Source organism: Streptomyces sp. NPDC037126, assembly GCF_055605965.1.
Map to the genome: position 1 here is coordinate 139,622 of NZ_JBVJTD010000020.1, position 22,554 is coordinate 162,175.

Genomic DNA, 22,554 nt, shown 5'->3' on the forward strand with positions numbered 1-22,554 from the left:
TGGGATGGCATGAGCGGAGACGGTCAGGTAACAAGCCACTGGTTCGACGACGACGCCGGACCGGTCGTCCGTCCGTACGCCATGACACGCGGCCGCACCACCAGTGCGGCCCAGCACCGCCTCGACCTGATCGCGGTGGTCGTCGCCGAGCCCGACGCGGGCGACCCGGAGACGGATCCGACGCTCTCCCCCGAGCACGTGGAGATCGTCGGGCTCTGCCGGGAGGCGCCGCAGTCGCTCGCCGAGCTCGCCGCGGAACTCGATCTGCCCATCGGTGTGGTGCGCGTCCTCATCGGGGACCTCGTGCACGCGGAACTCGTCCATGTCACCCGCCCGGTACCCCCGGCCGAGCTGCCCGACGAGAGTATTCTGCGCGACGTGATCAACGGCCTCCGGGCGCTGTGACCGGCGCGGAAGCGGAGTAGTGACGTGACAGGCTGGCAGTTCTGGGTCGACCGAGGCGGCACCTTCACCGACATCGTCGCGCGTCGCCCGGACGGCCGGCTGCTCACACGCAAGGTGCTGTCCGACAACCCGGCCCTCCCGGGCTCCCGGCCCGGCCCGGACGGGGGCGCCCCCCTCAGCGACGCGGCCGTCGCCGGCGTCCGCGCGCTCCTCGGCGACTCCCGGGAGCCCGTCGAGGCGGTCCGCATGGGCACCACGGTCGCCACCAACGCGCTCCTGGAACGCAAGGGTGAACGCACCCTCCTCGTGATCACCCGGGGTTTCCGCGACGCCCTGCGCATCGCCTACCAGAACCGCCCCCGCATCTTCGCCCGCCGCATCGAACTGCCCGAACTGCTCCACGAACGGGTCGTCGAGGTGGACGAACGCGTCGCCGCCGACGGCACCGTGCTGCGCGCCCCCGACCTGGACGCCCTCGCGGGCCCGCTGCGTCAGGCGTACGACGACGGGATCCGCGCCGTCGCCGTCGTCTGTCTGCACAGCCACCTCCACCCCGCGCACGAACGCGCCGTCGGCGAGCTCGCCGCCCGCACCGGCTTCCCGCAGATCTCGCTGTCCAGCGAGGTCAGCCCGCTGATGAAACTCGTCCCGCGCGGGGACACCGCCGTCGTCGACGCCTACCTGTCGCCGGGGCTGCGTCGCTACGTGCGGCACGTCGCCGACGAACTCGACAGCGGCGTGCGGCTGATGTTCATGCAGTCCAACGGCGGGCTCACGGAGGCAGGACAGTTCCGCGGCAAGGACGCCATCCTCTCCGGGCCGGCCGGCGGGATCGTCGGCATGGCCCGTATGTCGCAGCGCGCGGGCCACGACCGGGTCATCGGCTTCGACATGGGCGGCACCTCCACCGACGTCTCGCACTTCGCCGGCGACTACGAACGCGTCTTCACCGCGCAGATCGCCGGAGTCCGGCTGCGCGCCCCCATGCTGGACATCCACACCGTCGCGGCCGGCGGCGGCTCCGTGCTGCACTTCGACGGCTCCCGCTACCGGGTCGGCCCCGACTCGGCCGGCGCCGACCCCGGCCCCGTCTGCTACCGGGCGGGCGGCCCGCTCACCGTCACCGACGCCAACGTGATGCTCGGCCGCATCCAGCCCACCCACTTCCCGGCCGTGTTCGGGCCCGGCGGCGACCAGCCCCTGGACGCCGCCCTCGTCCGCGACCGGTTCACCGACCTCGCGCGCGAGATCCACGAGCGGACCGGCGACGAGCGCACCCCGGAGCAGGTGGCCGAGGGCTACCTGCAGATCGCCGTCGCCAACATCGCCAACGCCGTCAAGCGGATCTCCGTCCAGAAGGGCCACGACGTCACCCGCTACGCGCTGACCACCTTCGGCGGGGCGGGCGGCCAGCACGCGTGCCGGGTCGCCGAGTCGCTCGGGATCCGCACCGTCCTCGTACCCCCCATGGCCGGGGTCCTGTCCGCGCTCGGCATCGGGCTCGCCGACACCACCGCCATGCGCGAGCAGTCCGTCGAGGCCCCGCTGGAGGCCGCCACCATGCCCGGCGTCACCAAGACGGCCGACGACCTGGAGGCCGCCGCACGCGCCGAACTCGTCGCCGAGGACGTCCCCGGGGACCGCATCCGGGTCACCCGCCGCGCACAGCTCCGCTACGACGGCACCGACACCGCGCTCACGGTCGAACTGGCCGGGTCCGACGCCATGAGGCACGCCTTCGAAGAACGTCATCGCGCCACGTACTCCTTCACCCTCGACCGTCCGATCGTCGTCGAATCCCTCTCCGTCGAAGCCACCGGCGTCACCGCACCCCCCGATCTCTCCGCCCTCGCTCCGTACGAGGGCCGGCCCGGCGCGCCCGAGGCCGCCCGCCTCCACACCGGCGGCTCCTGGCGCGACGTACCCCTCCACCGCCGAGAGGCCCTTCCTCCCGGCGAAAGGGTCACCGGCCCCGCGATCATCACGGAGGCCGGCGCCACCACCGTCGTCGACGACGGCTGGCGGGCCGCGGCGACCGACGACGGTCATCTGGTCATGGAACGCACGGCGGTCACGCAGAGTTCCGATCTCGACACGAAAGCCGACCCGGTCCTGCTCGAGGTCTTCAACAACCTCTTCATGTCGATCGCCGAACAGATGGGAGCCCGACTGGAGTCCACCGCCCAGTCCGTCAACATCAAGGAACGCCTGGACTTCTCCTGCGCCCTGTTCGACCCGGACGGAAACCTGGTGGCCAACGCCCCCCACATCCCGGTTCACCTGGGGTCGATGGGCACCAGCGTCAAGGAGGTCCTGCGGCGCCGGGGCACCTCGATGCGACCGGGCGACACCTACGCCGTCAACGACCCGTACCACGGCGGCACGCACCTGCCCGACGTCACCGTGATCACCCCGGTCTTCGACACCGACTCCGCGCCGGACACGGACAGTCGGCCCCGGCTCCTCTTCCACGTGGCCTCCCGCGGCCACCACGCCGAGATCGGCGGCATCGCCCCCGGCTCGATGCCGGCCCACAGCCGCACCATCGAGGAGGAGGGCGTCCTCTTCGACAACTGGCTCCTCGCCGAGAACGGCAGCTTCCGCGAGGAGGAGACCCGCCGCCTGCTCGCCGAGGCCCCCCATCCCTCCCGCAACCCCCGCACCAACCTCGCCGACCTGCGCGCCCAGATCGCCGCCAACCGGAAGGGCGTCGACGAGGTCCGCCGCATGATCGGCGAGTTCGGCCTCGACGTCGTACAGGCCTACATGCGGCACGTCCAGGACAACGCCGAGGAGGCCGTGCGCCGCGTCGTCGACGCCCTGGCCGACGGGGAGTACTCCTACGAGACCGACTCGGGCGCCGTCATCCGCGTCCGCGTGCGCGTCGACCGCGCCGAGCGCCGCGCCACCATCGACTTCACCGGCACGTCCGCGCAGCTCGCCACGAACTTCAACGCCCCCTTCGCGGTCGTCAACGCGGCCGTCCTGTACGTCTTCCGCACCCTGGTCGCCGACGACATCCCGCTCAACGACGGCTGCCTGCGCCCCCTGGACATCGTCGTGCCGCCGGGCTCCATGCTGGCCCCCGAGCCCCCGGCGGCCGTCGTCGCCGGAAACGTCGAGACCTCCCAGGCCATCACCGGCGCCCTCTACGCGGCGCTCGGCGTCCAGGCCGAGGGATCCGGCACCATGAACAACGTCACCTTCGGCAACGAACGCCACCAGTACTACGAGACCGTCGCCTCCGGATCCGGAGCGGGCGACGGCTTCCCCGGCGCCGACGTCGTCCAGACCCACATGACCAACTCCCGGCTCACCGACCCCGAAATCCTCGAATGGCGGCTTCCGGTCAGGCTGGAGGAGTTCGCCGTCCGGCGGGGGAGCGGTGGCGGCGGACGCTGGCGCGGCGGCGACGGCGCCGTGCGCCGCATCCGCTTCCTGGAGTCCATGACCGTCTCCGCCCTCTCCCAGCACCGCCGCGTGCCCCCGTACGGCATGGCGGGCGGCGCGCCCGGAGCGCTCGGCGCCAACCGGGTGGAGCACGCCGACGGCACGGTCACCGACCTCGGCGGCAGCGGCTCCGCGGACGTCGCCCCCGGCGACCTACTCGTCATCGAAACCCCCGGTGGCGGCGGCTACGGCCGGCCGTCGCCCGACCCCCATCAAGCAGGAGAAGAGAACGATGGTCTTCGAGCGTTCTGAGCGCGGCAAGCCACCGGTCGAGCCCGTCACGCTCAAGATCCTGGTGGCCGGCGGCTTCGGCGTCGGCAAGACGACCCTCGTCGGCGCGGTCAGCGAGATCAAGCCGCTGCGCACCGAGGAGCTGCTCACCGAGGCCGGCCGCCCGGTCGACGACACCAGCGGTGTGGAGGGCAAGCACACCACCACCGTCGCCATGGACTTCGGCCGCATCACCCTGCGCGAGGACCTCGTGCTGTACCTCTTCGGCACGCCCGGGCAGGAACGGTTCTGGTTCATGTGGGACGAGCTGTCCGAGGGCGCGCTCGGCGCCGTCGTCCTCGCCGACACGCGCCGCCTCGAGGACTGCTTCGCCGCCGTCGACTACTTCGAGCGGCGCTCGATCCCCTTCCTCGTGGGTGTCAACTGCTTCGAGGAAGCCGCCCGTTACCCGGCCGACGCCGTCCGTCAGGCCCTCGACCTGGACGGAGACGTGCCCGTCGTGCTCTGCGACGCACGCGACCGGGAGTCGGCCAAAGAGGTGCTCATCGGCGTCGTGCAGCACGCCATGGAGTACGCGGCCGACCACCGCGAGCCCGTCGTCGGCTGACCCGCGGGCACGGCCCGTACCCCCGCCGACCGGGGTACGGGCCGTGGTCCTGTGGAGCGGCACGCGCGCGTACGGCGGCGTCACGCGTCGCTCTCCTCCAGCCAGCCGAAGCTCTTCTCCACCGCCTTGCGCCAGTTGCGGTACTCGCGGTCGCGCGCCGACGCCTCCATCGCGGGCGTCCACTCCGCGTCCCTCTGCCAGTGCGACTTCAGCTCGTCCAGGTCGTTCCAGACACCGGTCGCCAGACCGGCCGCGTAGGCGGCGCCGAGACAGGTCGTCTCCGACACCCGCGGCCTGATCACCGGCACGCCGAGGACGTCCGCCTGATGCTGCATGAGCAGGTTGTTCTTCGTCATGCCGCCGTCGACCTTCAGGGTGGTGATGCGCACCCCGGAGTCCTGGTACATGGCGTCCACGACCTCCCGGGTCTGCCAGCTCGTCGCCTCCAGCACCGCGCGCGCGAGGTGCGCCTTGGTGACGTAGCGGGTCAGGCCGGTGACGACTCCGCGCGCGTCGGAGCGCCAGTACGGCGCGAACAGGCCCGAGAACGCGGGCACGATGTAGGCCCCGCCGTTGTCGTCGACGCTCGCCGCCAGTGTCTCGATCTCGTCGGCGGTGCGGATGATCCCGAGCTGGTCGCGGAACCACTGGACCAGCGCGCCCGTTATCGCTATGGACCCCTCCAGGCAGTACACCGGCGCCTCCCCGCCGATCTTGTAGCCCATCGTCGTCAGCAGCCCGCTCTTGGACGGCACCGGCCGGCTGCCGGTGTTCAGCAGCAGGAAGCTGCCGGTGCCGTAGGTGTTCTTCGCGGTGCCGACGTCGTAGCAGGCCTGCCCGAACACGGCGGCCTGCTGGTCGCCCAGCGCCGAGGCCACGGGCACTCCGGAGAGCTGCCCGACCGCGGTGCCGTACACCTCGGCGGAGGACCTGATCTCGGGCAGGATCGCCTCGGGCAGGTTCATGGCGGACAGGATCGCCGGATCCCACTCCAGGGTGTCGAGGTTCATCAGCATGGTGCGCCCGGCGTTGGTGACGTCGGTGACGTGCCGGCCGCCGTCGGTGCCGCCGGTCAGGTTCCAGATCAGCCAGGAGTCGATGGTGCCGAAGGCGATCTCGCCGCGCTCGGCGCGTTCCCTGAGGCCGGGCACCTGGTCCAGCAGCCAGGCCGCCTTCGGCCCGGAGAAGTAGCTGGCCAGCGGCAGCCCGGTCTGCTCGCGGAAGCGGTCCTGGCCGTCCGTGCCGCCGAGTTCGTGGCACAGGGCCGCGGTGCGGGTGTCCTGCCAGACGATCGCGTTGTGCACCGGCTTGCCCGTGGCGCGGTCCCACAGGACCGTGGTCTCCCGCTGGTTGGTGATGCCGAGCGCACTCAGCTGGTCGGCGCGCAGACCGGCCTTGGCGAGCGCTCCCGCGACCACCGCCTGCACCTTGGACCAGATCTCGGTGGCGTCGTGCTCCACCCAGCCCGGCTTGGGGAAGATCTGGCGGTGCTCGCGCTGGTCGACGGCGACGATCGCGCCGCCGTGGTCGAAGACGATGCAGCGGCTGGACGTGGTGCCCTGGTCGATGGCGGCGACGTACTTCTGGGCGGTGTCCGTCATAGCTGTCCCTGGGTCGCTGGGTCGGGTCGCTGGGTCACAGGGCCGCGAGGGGCCGCGGCCGACTGCGTGCGAGGCGCGCGGGGAGGGGGAGCGGGGATCAGAAGGCCACGTTGTAGATCAGGCCGGCGAGGGCCCCGCCGATCAGGGGGCCCACGACCGGGATCCAGGCGTAACCCCAGTCGGACGAGCCCTTGTTCGGTATGGGCAGGAAGGTGTGCACGATGCGCGGGCCGAGGTCACGGGCCGGGTTGATGGCATAGCCCGTGGGCCCGCCGAGGGAGAGCCCGATGCCGACCACCAGCAGCGAGACGATCAGCACGGTGGTCCCGGACTCCCCGAGCCCCTTCGTCAGCCCGAAGGCGAGGATGGGCAGCACGAGCGCCATGGTCGCGATGATCTCGGTGACGAGGTTGGCCACCGGGTTCCGGATCTCCGGGATGGTCGAGAAGATGCCGAGCGTCGGCACCGGCTCGTCCGCGGTGCCCTCGGTCGTGCCGACCCTGCGCTCGTTGGCCTGGAACTGGGCGAGATACACCAGGTACGCCAGCACGGCGCCGAGCATCGCGCCCACGATCTCGCCCAGCAGGTACACCCAGACCTTGTCCCACTTGCCGGTGTCGATGGCGATGCCGATGGTGACCGCCGGGTTGAGCTGGCCACCGGAGAGGGGAGCGGCGGTGTACGCGCCGGCCAGCACGCCGAAGCCCCAGCCGAACGCGATCACGACCCACCCCGCGGCCCGCGCCTTGGAGTATCTGAGGGTGACGGCGGCGCAGACACCGGCACCGAAGAGGATGAGGATCGCGGTGCCGATGACCTCGCCGACGAAAATGTGTCCGTTGCTCATGGCGGCTCCCTTGGCGCGGTAGGGGGCGATCGGCCCCGGCCCTCCGTGCAGGACGGTTCCTTGGCGACTTCAGCCGGAGGAGGGGAGGTCCCCGCGTCCCGCCCGGCGTCCGTGACGAGCGTGCCGTCGCAGCCGGATCGCCAGGGAGGGGGCCGTGGAGCAGGGCGGACCCGTGGCGCAGTGCCTGATAACACCGTGAATGTGCGGCGATGTCGGCTGACACCGGGAAGTGTTCACCGGCGTCCCGGGGGCGTCAAGGTTGCCGACAGCGCCGATGGCGGCGACACCCCGGCGGCCCTCCTTCCGCCGGGTACGTCAACGAACCTGTCCGGGCGAGCCGTTCACCACCGTGGCTCGGCGGTCGCGCAGCCCGCCTGCGCCGGTGCCGCCACCGGGCCGCCGCGCCGGACCTCGTGACCGCTCCGCCCGGCGCGCCCGAGCACCCAGCTCGCGCCGTGCAGCGCCTTGGCCACCCGCTTGAGCGAGGCGAGCTGGGCGGCGGCCTGGCGGTGGTCGGTCACGCTGCCCGGACCGCACACGACGGTCGCCACGGACAGGGTGACCGGCCGGCCGGCCGCCGACCAGTGCGCGTCGAGCACGGCGGCCACGAGCGGACCGAGCGCCTCCTCCTCGGCCAGCACCAGGAAGTCGTCCCCGCCGATGTGCCCCACGCGCGCGTGCCCGGCGACCGCCTGCGTCAGCGCCCGCCCCACGGAGCGGATCAGCTCGTCGCCCGCGGCGAAGCCGGCACCGTCGTTCACCTGTTTGAAGTGGTCGATGTCCAGCCAGCTCAGTGCGAACGTCCGGCCGTCCGCGATCCGCCGGTCCACCTCGCTCGTGATCGCGTCCGAACCGGGCAGCCGGGTCAGCGGATTGAGCCCGGCCGCCTCCTCCACCCGGTTCTCGGCCAGCGCCCGCACCAGGTCCGCGAGCCGTACGACCCCCGCGCAGCGGCCGTGTTCGTCGACCACCGTCACATCGTCGGAGGTGCGGTCCCGGCCGCCGACCGCGACCACGTCCAGCACCTCCCAGGCGGTGGCGTCGACACCGACCGTGCGCGGTGCGTCGCCCAGTTTGAAGGCGGGCCGGTCGGCGTACAGGGCGTGCCCGTAGCGCCCGGACATCGACAGCAGGAAGCGTGAGCGGTGGACCGACCGGACGGGCCTGCCGGCCTGGTCGATCAGCAGCACGCCGGAGACGTCCGGCGATCCGGTCAGCAGCGCGCGCACCTGCCCCGCCGACGCGGTCACCGGCAGCGCGGCGGCCGGGCGCACGAACTCCCGTACCGAAGGGCCGGACCGGGAGGTCACCGCGGCACGCGGCGCGTGGGGCGGAACGTATACGTCCGCCGCGGGGATCCGGGCCGGCGGCGCGAACAGCTCGCCCTGGGCCAGCTGGGCGCCGGCCGACACCGCGGCCCCGTACTGCAGTTCGGTCTCCACCCCCTCCACGGCGACCAGGGCGCCCAGCCCCTCGCACAGCGTCCGCATCGCCCGTACCGCGGCCGGCCGTGCCAGCAGCGAGGCGTCGAGCTTGACCAGGTCGGGGGAGAGGTCGGCGAGCAGCCTGAGCGGCACGTCCCCCTCTCCGACGCCGTCCGCGCTGATCCGGAACCCCTGCTCCCGCAGCGCGGCGACCGCCTCCAGCAGGGCCCGCTGCGGCACGTGCGTGTACGGCGGCACGATGTCCAGCGTCACCTCCCAGGGCATGCGCCCCGCCCCCCGCACGGCGTCGTGCAGCGGGGTGAGGCCGCCGAGGTCGGCGAGAGTGGCCGCGAACACGTTCAGGTGCAGCGGCAGCAGGGTCTCCTTGTGCGTGGCCGCACGGAGCGCCAACACGGCCAGCCTGCCGTCCAGTTCGGGGTCACGGCGGGCCTCGGCCAGGATGTCGCCGGTCTCGGGGCGGGCGAGTGTCTCCAGTGCGGCGACCGCGCCGGTCCTCAGATTGACCACCGGCTGGAAGGCGAAGCGGAGAGTATCCGTCCAGGAAGGCACGGGAGCATGATGGCGCTGCCCGCGTACGCCCAGGCCCAGTTCATGAGACGTTCACGCAGGATTCCGGGGTGGTCACACAGCGTGGGCAACGGCGTGAACCCTCCTCCCGTAGATCACTCCTTCCACCCCCTTTCACCGCACCGCGACCACCGACGAGCCGTGCCCGAAGAGCCCCTGATTGGCCGTGATCCCCGCCCGGGCCCCGGCCACCTGACGGTCGCCCGCGGTGCCCCTCAACTGCCAGGTCAGCTCGCAGACCTGGGCGATGGCCTGGGCCGGCACGGCCTCACCGAAGGAGGCCAGGCCGCCGCTGGTGTTGACGGGTGTCCGGCCGCCCGGCGCCGTCGCGCCCTCCCTGAGGAGCTTCGCCCCCTCGCCCTCGCCGCACAGTCCCAGGTCCTCGTACCACTGCAGCTCCAGCGCGGTGGACAGGTCGTACACCTCGGCCAGCGACAGATCCTCGGGGCCGATGCCGGCCTCCTCGTAGGCGGTCCGGGCGATGGACGCGCGGAACGTCTCGTCCGGGGGCCGCACCGCCACCGCCGGGTCCGTCGCGATGTCCGGCAGGTCGAGCACCGTGTTCGGGAAGCGCGGGGTCACCGTCGACACCGCCCGGATGCGCACCGGCCGTGCCGCGCCGTGCCGCCGCGCGAACTCCATGCTGGACAGGACCAGGGCGGCGCCGCCGTCGGAGGTGGCGCAGATGTCGAGCAGGCGCAGCGGATCGGCTACGACCGCCGAGCCGGCGACCTCCTCCGCGGTGACCCGTCTGCGGTAGCGGGCGTTCGGATTCAGCGCTCCCATCGCGGAGTTCTTCACCTTGACCAGCGCGAAGTCGTCCGGTGTGTCGCCGTGCACCGCCATGCGCCGGCGCGCGTACAGCCCGAAGTACGTCGGGTTCGTCGCCCCGAGCAGGCGGAAGCGCAGCCAGTCCGGGTCGTCGGGACGGTCCCCGCCCGCGGGCCGGAAGAAGCCCTTGGGCGCGGCGTCCGCGCCGACCACGAGCACGGCGTCGGCGAGGCCGGCGAGGATCTGCGCCCGTGCCGTGGCGATCGCCTGCGCCCCCGACGCACAGGCCGCGTACACACTGGTGACTCGGGCGCCCTGCCAGCCGAGCGCCTTGGCGAACGAAGCCCCCGCCACATACCCGGGATATCCGCCGCGCACCGTGTCGGCGCCCACTATGGAGCCGATCTCCCGCCAGCCGAGCCCGGCGTCCGCGAGCGCCGTGCGGGCCGCCGCCGCCCCGTACTCCACGAAGCCGCGCCCCCACTTGCCCCAGGGGTGCATGCCCGCGCCGAGCACCGCCACGTCCGCCGTCATGCCGTCACCTCCGCCGGCCGCCAGTGCCAGACCGTCCAGGCCGTCTCCGCGTCCTCGTGCAGCACGCCGGGTACGGCCTCCACCTGCATGCCCACCGCCAGATCGGCGACGGTGACCCCGGGAGCCGCCTGTCCCAGCACCACGATCCGCTCGGCCTCCAGCTCCACCGCGATCAACGTGTACGGCTCCCATGGAAGTTCCGGGTTGCTCACATAGGGTGACGGAGGACGGTATCTACTGTCGGTGTACGACCAGATTCGTCCCTTTGGTGACAGGGGAACCTCCTCCAGATCGCCGCCCGCGCAGTGCGGATTGCGGCAGTGGACGTCCTCGCGCGGGAAGAAGACCGAGGCGCAGGACGAGCAGCGGGTGCCGAGGAGTCGGAAGTCGTCCCCCTCGCCGCCGAACCAGCCGGCGACCGCGGGGGTCCGTGTGTGCGGCAAAGCCCCTCCCTGTGACGTTGTCTGACGAAGCGTCAGGAGTGTGTCACGGGCGACCGGAAAAGGGCAGGCCGTGCCTGCGAACCGGACGGCCGCACCCGGCGCCGTGGTACGGGCGGGGCGTTCGGGGCCGACGGGGGTGGTGCCGGCCGTCCCTCTTCCCGGCCGCCGCTTTCCGGCGCATCACTTCCGGAAGACGTTCGTCCCGTGGTCGGATAAAGTCCGCGCGTGTCCGAAAATCAACAACCGACTACCAACTCCGTGCCCGGCTCTCACTGTTCGAGCTGCGGGGCGCCCTATGGAGCGGGCGTTTCCGGCTGGCCGCGCACCTGCGGATCCTGCGGGACCACCGCCTACCGCAACCCGCTGCCGGTCGCGATCGCGCTCCAGCCCGTGTACGACACCAAGGGCACGGCCCTGGTCGTCATCACCCGCACCGTCGGCCCCGCGCGCGGAGGCACCGCCCTGCCCGGCGGCTACGTCGACGACCGGGAGGACTGGAAGCAGGCCGTCGTACGGGAGCTCAAGGAGGAGACCGGCATCGACGCCGCCGCCCGCGACGTGCGGCTCGTCGACGCCATGAGCTCACCCGACGGCCATCTGCTGCTCTTCGGACTCCTCCCGGAACGCCCGGCCGAGGGACTGCCGCCCTCCGACCCCACGGACGAGACCGAGGGCTGGCACCTGCTGCGCAGGCCCGAGGAACTCGCCTTCCCGCTGCACACGGTGGCCGTGCGGGCCTGGTTCGAGGGCCGGTACATCTGAGGCGAGCGGCATGGCCGAGCCCCCGCGCACGCACCGGACAGGAAGGCTCAGCCGAGCCTTCCACACGCGCCGGACGGGCGGCTCAGCCGAGCCCCCGCACGCGCACCGGACAGGACGGCGCGCTCACGCCGTCCTCCCCCTCCCGCGTGACCACCACCCGGCCTCCCTGCCTGCGGGCGACGTAGCGTTCGATCTCCGGTTCGTCCCACCCGTCGCCCGCGTCCCGCACCACCAGCCCCCCGCCGGTACGGCCGCGCGCGGGCGCCCACACCTCCAGCTCCGGGCCGCCGTCGGCACCGCGCACCGGCAGCACCGCGCCCGCGCGCGCGAGCACCGGTATCCGCGACAGCGGCGCGTCCACCAGGACCTGCCCCGGTCCCTCGTACATCTGCTCCGTCACCGTGTCGTACCAGCGGCCCCGCGGCAGCTGCACCGCACGCCGGTCGGCACCCGGGTCGAGGACCGGAGCCACCAGCAGACAGTCGCCCAGCAGAAACGTGTCCTCGCAGTCGCGCAGCGCCCGGTCCTCGGGCGACCCCCACCACAGGGGCCGGACATAGGGCGCACCCGTCCGCCGGGCCAGATGCGCCAGGGTGACGAAGTACGGCAGCAGCCGGCGGCGTTCCAGGAGCGCGGCGCGCGCGTGCGCCAGCACCTCCGGTCCGAACTCCCAGGGCTCCCTGCGCCCCGCCCGCAGGCTCGCGTGGGTGCGGAACAGCGGCAGATACGCGCCCAGCTGGAACCATCTGAGATACAGCTCCGGCGACGGACTGCCGTCGAAACCGCCCACGTCCGGCCCCGAGTACGGCACCCCGCACAGGCCGAGGCCCAGCACCAGCGACAGGGACGCCCGCAACCCCGGCCAGCCCGTCGCCACGTCTCCCGACCAGGTACCGCCGTAGCGCTGCATGCCCGCCCAGCCGGAGCGCGAGAACAGGAAGGGCCGCTCCCGGGGCGCCAGCTCGCGCAGCCCCTCGTAGCCCGCCCGCGCCATGCACAGCGCGTACACGTTGTGCGCTTCCCGGTGGTCGCCGCCACGCCCCTCCAGGGCGTGCCGGGCGGAACGCGGCAGCGTCGTCTCACCGAAGGCGTTGAACGACGTCGGCTCGTTCATGTCGTGCCAGAACCCCGCGAAGCCCTGCCCGAGGCGCTCCTCGTAGAGCCCGCCCCACCACTTGCGCACGCGCGCGTGCGTGAAGTCCGGATACACCGACTCCCCGGCCCACACCTCACCGCGCACCGTCCGCCCCGCAGGATCGCGCACGAACGCGTCCACGGCCGCGCCGCCGTCGTACACGGCGTTGCCCGGCGCCGCCTTCACGGCCGGATCGACGATGGACACCAGCCGGACGCCGGCCCGCCGCAGCTCCTCGGCGAGCACCGGCAGCTTCGGGAAGCGCTCATGGTCGACGGTGAAGACCTGATGCTCGTCGTAGTGGTCGATGTCCAGGTGGACGGCGTCCAGGGGCAGGTCGTGCTCCTGGTAGCCCGCGACGATCCGGCGCACCTCCTGCTCGCTGCCGAAGCCCCAGCGCGCGTGGTGGTGGCCGAGCGCCCACGCGGGCGGCAGCGCGGGCGCCCCGGTCAGCGAGGCCCAGGTGTGCAGCACGCGCGCGGGAGGGCCCACCATCACCCAGCAGCGCAGCGGACCGCCGTCCATCCGCAGCTCGCAGCGACCCACCCGGTCGTGTCCCGAGCCCGCCCCCTCCTCGCCCTCCCGCAGCACCACCGTGCCGTCCCACGTGGTGTCGTGGAACACCAGATGCGTGCCGGCGTCGGCCACCACCAGCTGGACCGGCATGGTCAGATACAGCGGATCGTCGCCGGGGCCGAACGCACGGCCGGGGTCGGTGTTCCACAGCCGGTACCCGCCGTCCCGCAGCCGCGGACCCGACGCCCGCCCGCCCAGGCCGAAGAACCGGGCGTCAGCCGCCACCTCCGACCGCTGCATCCAGCGAGCCGTGCCCCCGTCGACCGGCTCCCACCAGCGCGGCGGCAGATCCCGCCGCAGGGTCACACCGCCCGGGGTGCACACCTGCACGGCGCCGTGCCGTGAGACGACGACCGTCACACGTTCGGCGACCACCCGCCAGCCGCCGTCCTTGTCCGGCTCCAGCACCGCCCGCGGGTCCGGCTCCGGACACGTGCCGGCCAGCGCGTACGACGGCTGCGGACCCGCCCCGTCCCAGCCCCAGAACACCGCCCCGTTCACCGCGACGGTGATCCGCAGCTCCGACCGGCTGAACCGGATCACACCGCCCCCGGGGCCCGGCGCCACGCCCTCCACCTGCCCGGGGACCCGCGCCCGCTCGGCCCCCCGCCGCGGCAGCCCGGCGGCGTCGATCCGCCGCCTGCGCCACGCGGCACGCACCGTACGCAACCCCCGAGCCGCCCTCCCCGAACCGACCAGACTCACCGAACGCACCAGGTCACGACCGTCCATGCTGCTCACCCTGCCACTGCGCGCCCCGCGCGCGCGTGTCGTTCAACTGCCGTTCACCCGTGCCGTGACCACATCTTCATGACGCGGACGATGTGGGGGGCACCCTGGTGCTGAAGTCGATCACATGGCATCGTCCCTGTCAGCCGCGTCACGCGCACACCCCAGCCCGTGCGCGGACCGACGCACACGACGCGCACAGTCCGGGAGCCGCCCCATGTCGACCGCGAACCCCCAGCCGCTCTGGCAGCCCGATCCCGAGCGGATCGCCGAGGCACGCATCACCAAGTTCCAGGCGTGGGCCGCCGAACACCACGGGGCGCCGGCCGACGGAGGCTATCCGGCCCTGCACCGCTGGTCCGTCGACCAGCCGGACACCTTCTGGAAAGCCGTCACCGAGTGGTTCGACGTACGGTTCTCGACGCCCTACGCGCGCGTGCTCGGCGACCGCGCCATGCCCGGCGCCCAGTGGTTCCCCGGAGCCACCCTCAACTACGCCGAGCACGCCCTGCGCGCCGCCGCCGACCGCCCGGACGAACCCGCCCTCCTCCATGTGGACGAGACCCACGAACCGCGCCCGGTGACCTGGTCCGAGCTGCGCCGCCAGGTCGGCTCCCTCGCCGCCGAGCTCCGCGCCCTCGGCGTACGCCCCGGCGACCGCGTCAGCGGCTACCTCCCCAACGTCCCGCAGTCCGTCGTCGCCCTGCTCGCCACCGCCGCCGTCGGCGGCGTCTGGACCTCCTGCGCCCCCGACTTCGGCGCCCGCAGCGTCCTCGACCGCTTCCAGCAGGTCGAACCGGTCGTCCTGTTCACCGTCGACGGCTACCGCTACGGCGGCAAGGAGCACGACCGCCGCGAGGTCGTCGCCGAGCTGCGCCGCGAGCTGCCCACCCTGCGCGCCGTCGTCCACATCCCGCTCCTCGGCACCGAGGCACCCGAGGGCGCCCTGGAGTGGTCGGCGCTGACGGCGGGGGACACCGAGCCCGTCTTCGAGCAGGTGCCCTTCGAACACCCCCTGTGGGTGCTGTACTCCTCCGGCACGACCGGCCTGCCGAAGGCCATCGTGCAGTCCCAGGGCGGCATCCTGGTCGAACACCTCAAGCAGCTGGGCCTGCACTGCGACCTCGGCCCGGGGGACCGTTTCTTCTGGTACACCTCGACCGGCTGGATGATGTGGAACTTCCTCGTCTCCGGCCTGCTCACCGGCACGACGGTCGTCCTGTACGACGGCAGCCCCGGCTACCCGGACACGGGCGCCCAGTGGCGGATCGCCGAACGCACCGGAGCCACTCTCTACGGCACCTCCGCCGCCTACGTCATGGCCTGCCACAAGGCCGGCGTCCACCCGGCCCGCGACCACGACCTCTCCACGGTGCGCTGCGTCGCCACCACGGGCTCCCCCCTCCCGCCCGACGGCTTCCGATGGCTGCACGACGAGGTCCGCGACGACCTGTGGATCGCCTCCGTCAGCGGTGGCACCGACGTCTGCTCCTGCTTCGCGGGAGCCGTGCCGACCCTCCCGGTGTACACGGGCGAGCTCCAGGCCCCCGGGCTCGGCACCGACCTGCAGTCCTGGGACCCGAGCGGAAAGCCCCTCGTCGACGAGGTGGGCGAGCTGGTCGTCACCAACCCCATGCCGTCCATGCCGATCCACTTCTGGAACGACCCCGACGGCAGCCGCTACCACGACAGCTACTTCGACACCTACCCCGGCGTCTGGCGCCACGGCGACTGGATCACGCTCACCTCGCGCGGAACCGTGATCATCCACGGCCGTTCCGACTCCACCCTCAACCGGCAGGGCGTACGCATGGGCTCCGCCGACATCTACGAGGTCGTCGAGCGCCTGCCCGAGATCAAGGAATCGCTGGTCATCGGCATCGAACAGCCCGACGGCGGCTACTGGATGCCCCTCTTCGTACACCTCGCACCCGGCGCCGTCCTGGACGAGGCCCTGCTGAACCGGATCAAGCAGGCCATCCGCGAACAGCTCTCACCCCGCCACATCCCCGACGAGGTCATCGAGGTGCCCGGCGTCCCGCACACCCTCACGGGCAAGCGCATCGAGGTCCCCGTCAAGCGCCTCCTGCAGGGCACGCCGATGGAGAAGGCGGTCAACCCCGGCTCCATCGACGACCTCGCCCTGCTCGCCTTCTACGAGGAGCTGGCCCGCAAGCGCGCCTGACCCCGGCGCCTCACCCTCCGTAGGTGGCCTCGGACTCGCCTAGTACGGCGGCGAAGTCCGAGGCCAGGCGCTCCGCCTCGGCGGGCTCCAGGTCGGCGGTGGTGATGCGCACCCCGGGCCCGCTCGCCAGCCGGAACCTCGCCCCGGCGGCCACCCACCAGCCGTGCGACCGCAGGCCGTTCACCACCGCCGACTCGTCCCGGACCGGCACCCACAGGTTCATCCCGCTCGCCCCGTGCGAGGCGATGCCCCGCCCGGCCAGTTCCCCCGACAGGGCCGTGCGCCGCCGCGCGTACGTCTCCCGCGCGCGTGCCACCAACGCGCGCGTGCCCGCGTCCAGCAGCAGACCGTGGACGCTCTCCTGCAGCAGATGACTGACCCAGCCCGAGGTCAGCAGCAGCCGTCCGTCGTGCCGCGCGAACGTGACCGGGTCGCAGGCGGCCGCCGCCCAGCGCAAGTCGGTGCCCAGGAACTTGCTCACGGTGCGCACATGCACCCAGCGCGGCAGCCGCGCCGAGGCGACACTGTGCAGCGGGGCGCCGGCCACGTCCGAGGCGTGGTCGTTCTCCACCACCAGCACCTCGGAAGCCTCCCGCAGCACCTCGGCGACCGCGTCCCGCCGGGCCGCGGAGAAACAGCCGCCGTACGGATTCTGCGCCCGCGGGCTGAACACCACCGCGCGCACACCCGCCCGCAGCGCCTCGCGCAGCGCGTCCGGACGCACACCCTCGTCGTCGACGGCGACGGGCACGGTCCGCAGCCCCGACGCCGTCACCAGATCCAGCAGATGGTGGTAGCCCGGATCCTCCATGGCCACGCCGTCCCCGGGCCGCAGTTCCACCTGCAGCACCCGGTCGATCAGATCCAGCGCGCCGTGCGCGAACGTCACGTGCTCCACCGGTACGCCGTCCGGGCCGAGCCAGTCGCGTACGGCGTCCTCCAGCCCCGCCAGCCGGGGTGTGGAACGGTGCGACCGGGCACCGGGGGAGAGGCGCGAAGGCGGCACCACCGAGGGCAGCAGCGCGGCATCCGGATGGCCGCCCGCCAGGTCCCGCAGCCCCTCGGGAACCCTGGGCGGACGCCGTGACGCCACCGTGGGAGCCGGCGCCACCACCGTGCCGCCCCGCCCGCGCGTGACGACGATGCCCCGCTGCCGCAGCTCCTTGTAGGCCGTCGCGACCGTGCCCGGACTCACGCCCAGCTCGTCCGCGAGCCGCCGCACCGGCGGCAGCGGGGACCCGGGCGCCAACGTCCCTTCGGCCACCCCGCGTTCGACGGACGCGGCAATCGCCTTGGCCGTCGTACCAGCGATCCCATATTGTATTGCCACGTTGATCATTATGTATCAATACATAACTCGACACAAGGGGGACCCGTGGACGCGAAGCCCTGCGCCACCGACCGGCCGCCGCGCATACCCGGGGGCCGCGACGGCCGGAGAATGCTCGCCATCACCTTCGTCGACCGCATCGGCAGCGGCCTGTGGGCATCCGTCTCCGTCCTGTACTTCACCTACGTCTCAGGCCTCTCCCTCGCCCAGGTCGGCACCCTCGCCGCGATCTCCGGCGCCGTCGGCATCGCGGGCGCGCCCCTCGGCGGCCGCATCGCCGACCGGTTCCCTCTCACCAGGGTGCTCATCGCACTCCAGCTCCTCCGCGCCGTCGCCTCCCTCGCCCTGCTGACCACGGACCGCTACGCGCTGCTGCTCGCGTGCTCCGCCGTCGGCAGCCTGGGCGACCGTGCCGCCAGCGTCCTCACCAAGCTCTACGCCACCCGCGTCGCGGGACCCGACCGCGTCCGCTACCAAGCGGTCAACCGGACCTCGTCCAACGCCGGCTGGGCCCTCGGCGGACTCGGCGCCGCGGCCGCCCTCACCCTCGGCACCACCACCGTCTACCGCTGGCTCCTCGCCGCAGACGCCCTCTCCTTCGTCACCGTCGCGCTCCTGACCCTTGCCTGCGCGGAGCCTCCCGGGCACACCCGTATCGCCGCCGCCTCCGGCTCGCAGACACCCGCGGCCCGGCCCACCGGCCCCTGGCGCGACCGCACCTACCTCGCCTACGTCGCGACCGAGACCGTGCTCTCCCTCGACGACACCGTCTTCAAGGTCGGCCTGCCCCTCTGGATCGCGCACACCCCCGGCGTACCGCACGGCCTCGCACCACTGCTGCTCGTGCTCAACAGCCTCATGGTCGTGGCGCTCCAGGTCCCCCTCGCTCGCTACGGCAGCACCACCGCGGCCGCGCGCAGACTCCTCGTTCCGCTTTCCGCGGCGTTCGCCCTCGGCGGGACGGCCATGACCCTCTCCGCCGGCGGTGGCACCTCGTCGGCCGTCTGCTGGCTCACCGCCGCGGCCGCCGCCTTCACCCTCGCCGAGATGCTGCACGCGACCGTCTCCTGGGAACTGTCCGTGGCCCTCGCCCCCGGCACCGCCCTCGGCGCCTACCTCGGCGTCCACGGGCTCGCCCAGGCCACCCAGCGCAGCATCGGCCCACTGGCCGTCACCGCCGCCATCGCCGCGGGACCGCTCGGCTGGACCGTCTTCGGTGCCACCATCGCCATGACCTGCGGAATCCAGCACCGACTGGTCCGGGACCGGCTCCAGCGAACCCCGTTGTCAGTGCCCCCGGTTACCGTGAGTGAGCACTGATCGACTGCGCATTGGGGGAATCATGGCGCACACCGACCACCGGAACCTGCGACGCGTCCTGCGCCGCGAGATCGCCGGCACCATCGGACTGCTCACCGACGAACACGACTTCCGCGCCATGCGGCGCTACCGAAGTTTCACCTTCGACGACCACACGACCTACCTCCGGCAGGTCGAGGACCTCCTCAGGGACCGAGCCGCCCAGGGCGGCCACACCACACTCGCCCTGTTCGACCCCACCGACTACGCCGAATTCTGCGCCGGCACCGGACTCGACCCCGACCTCCCCGCCAGCCGGACCCGCTTCACCGCGGAACTCGCGGCCACCGGACCCACCATCCCCTACGACGGCCGTCCGCTCGCCGCACTCGTGCCCGCCCTCGTCGACGAAGCCGTACGCCAGGCCACCTGGGAGTACGCCACCACACTCCTGACCCGGCTGGGCCCCTGCCCGACCTGCGGCGAGGACATCGGCCGGGCCGCCTTCACCCGCGCCTCCGACCTGCTCGTCCGCATCCTCGACACCGCCCCGCCCGGCGACCGGCACCTCGTCTGCACCGTCTCCGGAACACCGGAGACACTCGTCTCGGTCCTGCACGGCGAGCAGGACACACAGGGCGACACCCGCCTCGACGAGGCCGAGGCCCTGGAATTCACCGGCGTCCTCGCACTCGGCCTCGCGACCCGCAGCCCCGGCGGACTCGTCCTGCGCACCAGCGCCCCCGGCACCCCAGACCGCGTCCACGGGTGGCGGCTGCGCGGCGGCGGCCTCGAACCGCTCACCGCCTCCGAGGTGTTCGACGCCTACTGCACCGACGCGGAGACCGGCGACCTCATCTCCCCGGAACCCGGCGTCGACTACTGCGAACCTCCCGACCTCGGAGAGGAGGACTTGGCACGGGGACACCACCACTGACCGCACACCGAAGGCACACGAAACGCGCCAGGGGCGCCCCACCCGAAGGCGGGACGCCCCTGACCACCCGGCACACCACGGGCGCCGGCCCGGCTACTCGCCGGACAGCACCGCCTGAGCCGCGCCACGCGCCTCCTCGGCACTGTCCGTCGCCCGGGCCGCCGCCGCGGCCCGCTCGCACTGCGCCAGCGTGTACTTCGCCAGCGTCGCCCGGACATAGGGAATCGACGCGGCACCCATCGACAGGGAGGTGACACCCAGACCGGCCAGCACACATGCCAGCAGCGGATCCGACGCGGCCTCACCGCACACACCGCAGCTCTTGCCCTCGGCCTTGGCCGCCTCGGCGGACAGCTGGACCAGGTCGAGCAGCGCCGGCTGCCACGGGTCCTGGAGCCGCGACACCGCACCCACCTGCCGGTCCGCCGCGAACGTGTACTGCGCGAGGTCGTTGGTCCCCAGCGACAGGAACTCGACCTCCTGAAGGATGGAACGCGCCCGCAGCGCGGCCGACGGGATCTCGACCATGGCCCCGAACTTCGCCCGCAGCCCCGCCTCACGGCACGCCTGCGCGAACGCCTTCGCGTCGGCCCGGTCCGCCACCATCGGGGCCATCACCTCGAGGTAGACCGGCAGCCCCTCGGCGGCCTTCGCCAGCGCGGTCAGCTGCGTACGCAGGACCTCGGGGTGGTCGAGCAGCGTCCGCAGGCCGCGCACGCCCAGGGCCGGGTTCGGCTCGTCCGCGGGAGTCAGGAACTCCAGCGGCTTGTCCGCACCCGCGTCCAGCACACGCACGACCACACGGCTCTCGGGGAACGCCTCCAGCACCTGCCGGTAGGCCTCCACCTGCTTCTCCTCGGAAGGAGCGTTCTTGCTGTCGTCCAGGAACAGGAACTCGGTACGGAACAGACCGACACCCTCGGCCCCGGCCTCCACGGCCGCCGGCACGTCAGCCGGACCGCCTACGTTGGCCAGCAGCGGCACCTTGTGGCCGTCCGCGGTCGCACCCGGCCCGGTCGAGGCGGCCAGCGCGGCCTTGCGCTCGGCGGCCGACGCCTCCAGCGCCGCCTTCTTCTCCTCGCTCGGGTTCACGAAGATGTCGCCGGTGCTGCCGTCCACGGCGATCACCGTCCCCTCGGCCAGCTCGCCCGCACCCGGAAGCGCGACGACGGCCGGCACACCCAGCGCACGGGCCAGGATCGCGCTGTGGCTGGTCGGGCCGCCCTCCTCGGTGACGAAACCGAGCACCAGAGAGGGGTCCAGCAGAGCGGTGTCGGCAGGAGCGAGATCCCGCGCCACCAGTACATAGGGCCGGTCGCTGTCCGGGACACCCGGCATCGGAACGCCCAGGAGCCGGGCGACGATACGGTTGCGCACGTCGTCGAGGTCGGCCACCCGGCCCGCCAGATACTCACCGGCACCGGCCAGCAGCTCCCGGTACGCCGCGAACGCGTCGTACACCGCACGCTCGGCCGTGCTGCCCACGGCGATCCGCCGCTCCACGTCCGCCATCAGCTCGGGGTCCTGGGCCATCATGGCCTGTGCCTCGAGCACCGCTTGGGCCTCGCCCCCCGCCAGGTTGCCGCGCGCCATCAGGTCGGCGGCCACGGCGTCCACGGCCTGCCGGGCGCGCCCCTGCTCCCGCTCCGCGTCCTGCGGGGGAATCTGCTTGGCCGGCGGCTCCAGGACCGCCGTACCCATGTGCCGAACCTCGCCGATCGCCACGCCATGGCTCACGCCGACGCCTCGCAGCGTTGTGTCCATCTCACCCGTCTCCGATAGTGCGGCGGGTCCCGCCGCCGCAGTGGTTGTCCTGTACGCCGTCCAGGGACGGCGGTTCCGTCAGCTCCAGGAGAAGAGGCTGTCGCCGGCCTTCACGTCACCGCTGTCACGGAGGTCGGACAGGGACTCGGCCGTGGCTTCGAGCGCCACGACGGGGCACACCGGGGACTTGCCGGCGGCCTCGACGGCGGAGGGGTTCCAGCGCACGATGCTCTGGCCGCGGGTCACGGTGTCGCCCTTGCTCACGAGCAGCTCGAAGCCCTCGCCGTTGAGCTGGACCGTGTCGATGCCGAGGTGGGTGAGCACGCCGTGTCCGCTCTCGTCCACCACGACGAAGGCGTGCGGGTGCAGCGAAACGATGACACCGTCCACGGGCGCTACGGCCTCGGACGGCTCGCGCACGGGGTCGATCGCGGTGCCTGGGCCGACCATGGCCCCGGAGAAGACCGGATCCGGCACTTCGGCCAGTCCGATGGCACATCCGGCGAGAGGGGACGTCACGGTGGTCATGGGAAGCCTCCCAAAGCAGTGGAGCTGCTCACGGGCCGTCACCGGGTGTCCGGACGGCGCTCTGAGCAGCAGGGTATGTCATGTGAAGTGGCGGTTCCGTATAGAAGCTACCAGTAAGTGGTCTAGACCACCAACCCCCCGGATTTGCACCCGCTTCAGAGCCGCGTGTACAGTCGTACTCCTGCCTGGGGCTGAGCGGCGCGAGAGCGTCATCGTCCAGCAGAACCCAAACTCGTCAGATCCTATCTCCGGATCTCCTTCTGCATGCCCGCAGGGGGGTGGTCAGGAGGACGGAAAAACACTGATAGAGTTTGAAACACCGAAGGGAAGCCCGGAGGAAAGCCCGAGAGGGTGAGTACAAAGGAAGCGACCGTTCCTTGAGAACTCAACAGCGTGCCAAAAATCAAC

16 protein-coding genes are annotated in these 22,554 nt (G+C 72.5%); 7 read left to right on the top strand and 9 right to left on the bottom strand.

The genetic code is table 11. The features are described from left to right. Positions 1–9: 9 nt before the first annotated feature. The 3 genes from ACZ7FF_RS34375 to ACZ7FF_RS34385 are packed head-to-tail and all read left to right on the top strand — an operon-like array spanning position 10 to position 4,693. Positions 10–405 carry a DUF742 domain-containing protein gene (locus ACZ7FF_RS34375; protein ID WP_470817324.1) on the top strand — a complete coding sequence of 132 codons (396 nt, stop codon included), beginning with the start codon at positions 10–12 and terminating at the stop codon, positions 403–405. 24 nt (positions 406–429) lie between these two features. Next, complete coding sequence (locus tag ACZ7FF_RS34380; RefSeq protein WP_470817326.1) at positions 430–4,107, top strand: hydantoinase B/oxoprolinase family protein; 3,678 nt, start codon at positions 430–432, stop codon at positions 4,105–4,107. Beyond that, positions 4,088–4,693 (top strand): GTP-binding protein, encoded by a 606-nt coding sequence (locus tag ACZ7FF_RS34385; RefSeq protein WP_470817327.1) that lies wholly within the window; start codon positions 4,088–4,090, stop codon positions 4,691–4,693. Before ACZ7FF_RS34380 ends, ACZ7FF_RS34385 begins: the two co-directional genes overlap by 20 nt. Before the next feature lie 80 nt (positions 4,694–4,773). Here the strand turns inward: ACZ7FF_RS34385 and glpK are convergent, their stop codons facing one another. The 5 genes from glpK to ACZ7FF_RS34410 form a co-directional block, all read right to left on the bottom strand. After that, complete coding sequence (gene glpK, locus ACZ7FF_RS34390) at positions 4,774–6,294, bottom strand: glycerol kinase GlpK (RefSeq protein ID WP_470817329.1); 1,521 nt, start codon at positions 6,292–6,294, stop codon at positions 4,774–4,776. Positions 6,295–6,391: 97 nt separating this feature from the next. After that, positions 6,392–7,141, bottom strand: a complete 750-nt coding sequence (locus tag ACZ7FF_RS34395; RefSeq protein WP_470817331.1) for an MIP/aquaporin family protein — start codon at positions 7,139–7,141, stop codon at positions 6,392–6,394. A gap of 341 nt (positions 7,142–7,482) precedes the next feature. Continuing rightward, the gene (locus tag ACZ7FF_RS34400; RefSeq protein ID WP_470817332.1) at positions 7,483–9,135 is read right to left on the bottom strand and encodes an EAL domain-containing protein; all 1,653 of its coding nucleotides are present in this window, start codon (positions 9,133–9,135) and stop codon (positions 7,483–7,485) included. Between the two features lie 132 nt (positions 9,136–9,267). Then, entirely contained in the window at positions 9,268–10,458 is a 1,191-nt protein-coding gene (locus ACZ7FF_RS34405; RefSeq protein ID WP_470817334.1) for a lipid-transfer protein, read from the bottom strand. Next, the gene (locus ACZ7FF_RS34410; protein WP_470817336.1) at positions 10,455–10,901 is read right to left on the bottom strand and encodes a Zn-ribbon domain-containing OB-fold protein; all 447 of its coding nucleotides are present in this window, start codon (positions 10,899–10,901) and stop codon (positions 10,455–10,457) included. The genes ACZ7FF_RS34405 and ACZ7FF_RS34410 overlap by 4 nt, the downstream gene beginning before the upstream one ends. Before the next feature lie 225 nt (positions 10,902–11,126). On the opposite strand from ACZ7FF_RS34410, the gene ACZ7FF_RS34415 reads away from it, so the two are divergent. Then, entirely contained in the window at positions 11,127–11,663 is a 537-nt protein-coding gene (locus tag ACZ7FF_RS34415; RefSeq protein WP_470817337.1) for an NUDIX domain-containing protein, read from the top strand. A gap of 82 nt (positions 11,664–11,745) precedes the next feature. Here ACZ7FF_RS34415 and ACZ7FF_RS34420 read toward each other — a convergent pair whose 3' ends face one another. Beyond that, positions 11,746–14,106, bottom strand: coding sequence for a glycoside hydrolase family 31 protein (locus tag ACZ7FF_RS34420; protein ID WP_470817339.1), 2,361 nt, complete (start codon positions 14,104–14,106; stop codon positions 11,746–11,748). A gap of 214 nt (positions 14,107–14,320) precedes the next feature. On the opposite strand from ACZ7FF_RS34420, the gene ACZ7FF_RS34425 reads away from it, so the two are divergent. Beyond that, positions 14,321–16,288, top strand: coding sequence for an acetoacetate--CoA ligase (locus tag ACZ7FF_RS34425; RefSeq protein ID WP_470817341.1), 1,968 nt, complete (start codon positions 14,321–14,323; stop codon positions 16,286–16,288). 10 nt (positions 16,289–16,298) lie between these two features. On the opposite strand, the gene ACZ7FF_RS34430 is transcribed toward ACZ7FF_RS34425, so the two are convergent. Next, positions 16,299–17,618, bottom strand: a complete 1,320-nt coding sequence (locus tag ACZ7FF_RS34430) for an aminotransferase class I/II-fold pyridoxal phosphate-dependent enzyme (protein WP_470817342.1) — start codon at positions 17,616–17,618, stop codon at positions 16,299–16,301. Between the two features lie 45 nt (positions 17,619–17,663). Between ACZ7FF_RS34430 and ACZ7FF_RS34435 the strand changes: the two genes are divergently transcribed. Beyond that, the gene (locus tag ACZ7FF_RS34435) at positions 17,664–18,938 is read left to right on the top strand and encodes an MFS transporter (protein ID WP_470817344.1); all 1,275 of its coding nucleotides are present in this window, start codon (positions 17,664–17,666) and stop codon (positions 18,936–18,938) included. 22 nt (positions 18,939–18,960) lie between these two features. Next, on the top strand, positions 18,961–19,854 hold the full coding sequence (locus tag ACZ7FF_RS34440) for a hypothetical protein (RefSeq protein ID WP_470817346.1): 894 nt from the start codon (positions 18,961–18,963) through the stop codon (positions 19,852–19,854). Positions 19,855–19,947: 93 nt separating this feature from the next. Here the strand turns inward: ACZ7FF_RS34440 and ptsP are convergent, their stop codons facing one another. Both ptsP and ACZ7FF_RS34450 read right to left on the bottom strand, forming a co-directional pair. Continuing rightward, complete coding sequence (ptsP, locus tag ACZ7FF_RS34445; protein WP_470817347.1) at positions 19,948–21,618, bottom strand: phosphoenolpyruvate--protein phosphotransferase; 1,671 nt, start codon at positions 21,616–21,618, stop codon at positions 19,948–19,950. 78 nt (positions 21,619–21,696) lie between these two features. Further along, positions 21,697–22,146: a PTS sugar transporter subunit IIA gene (locus ACZ7FF_RS34450; RefSeq protein ID WP_470817349.1), complete on the bottom strand. Its 450-nt coding sequence runs from the start codon at positions 22,144–22,146 to the stop codon at positions 21,697–21,699. Positions 22,147–22,554: the final 408 nt, after the last annotated feature.

What these genes read in the sequence shown, in the direction of transcription:
- ACZ7FF_RS34440 (WP_470817346.1), top strand. Translation starts at nt 18,961, where the DNA reads ATGGCGCACACCGACCACCGGAACCTGCGACGCGTCCTGCGCCGCGAG.
- ACZ7FF_RS34420 (WP_470817339.1), bottom strand. Translation starts at nt 14,106, where the DNA reads ATGGACGGTCGTGACCTGGTGCGTTCGGTGAGTCTGGTCGGTTCGGGG.
- ACZ7FF_RS34375 (WP_470817324.1), top strand. Translation starts at nt 10, where the DNA reads ATGAGCGGAGACGGTCAGGTAACAAGCCACTGGTTCGACGACGACGCC.
- ACZ7FF_RS34385 (WP_470817327.1), top strand. Translation starts at nt 4,088, where the DNA reads ATGGTCTTCGAGCGTTCTGAGCGCGGCAAGCCACCGGTCGAGCCCGTC.
- ptsP (WP_470817347.1), bottom strand. Translation starts at nt 21,618, where the DNA reads ATGGACACAACGCTGCGAGGCGTCGGCGTGAGCCATGGCGTGGCGATC.
- ACZ7FF_RS34425 (WP_470817341.1), top strand. Translation starts at nt 14,321, where the DNA reads ATGTCGACCGCGAACCCCCAGCCGCTCTGGCAGCCCGATCCCGAGCGG.
- ACZ7FF_RS34405 (WP_470817334.1), bottom strand. Translation starts at nt 10,458, where the DNA reads ATGACGGCGGACGTGGCGGTGCTCGGCGCGGGCATGCACCCCTGGGGC.
- glpK (WP_470817329.1), bottom strand. Translation starts at nt 6,294, where the DNA reads ATGACGGACACCGCCCAGAAGTACGTCGCCGCCATCGACCAGGGCACC.
- ACZ7FF_RS34450 (WP_470817349.1), bottom strand. Translation starts at nt 22,146, where the DNA reads ATGACCACCGTGACGTCCCCTCTCGCCGGATGTGCCATCGGACTGGCC.
- ACZ7FF_RS34395 (WP_470817331.1), bottom strand. Translation starts at nt 7,141, where the DNA reads ATGAGCAACGGACACATTTTCGTCGGCGAGGTCATCGGCACCGCGATC.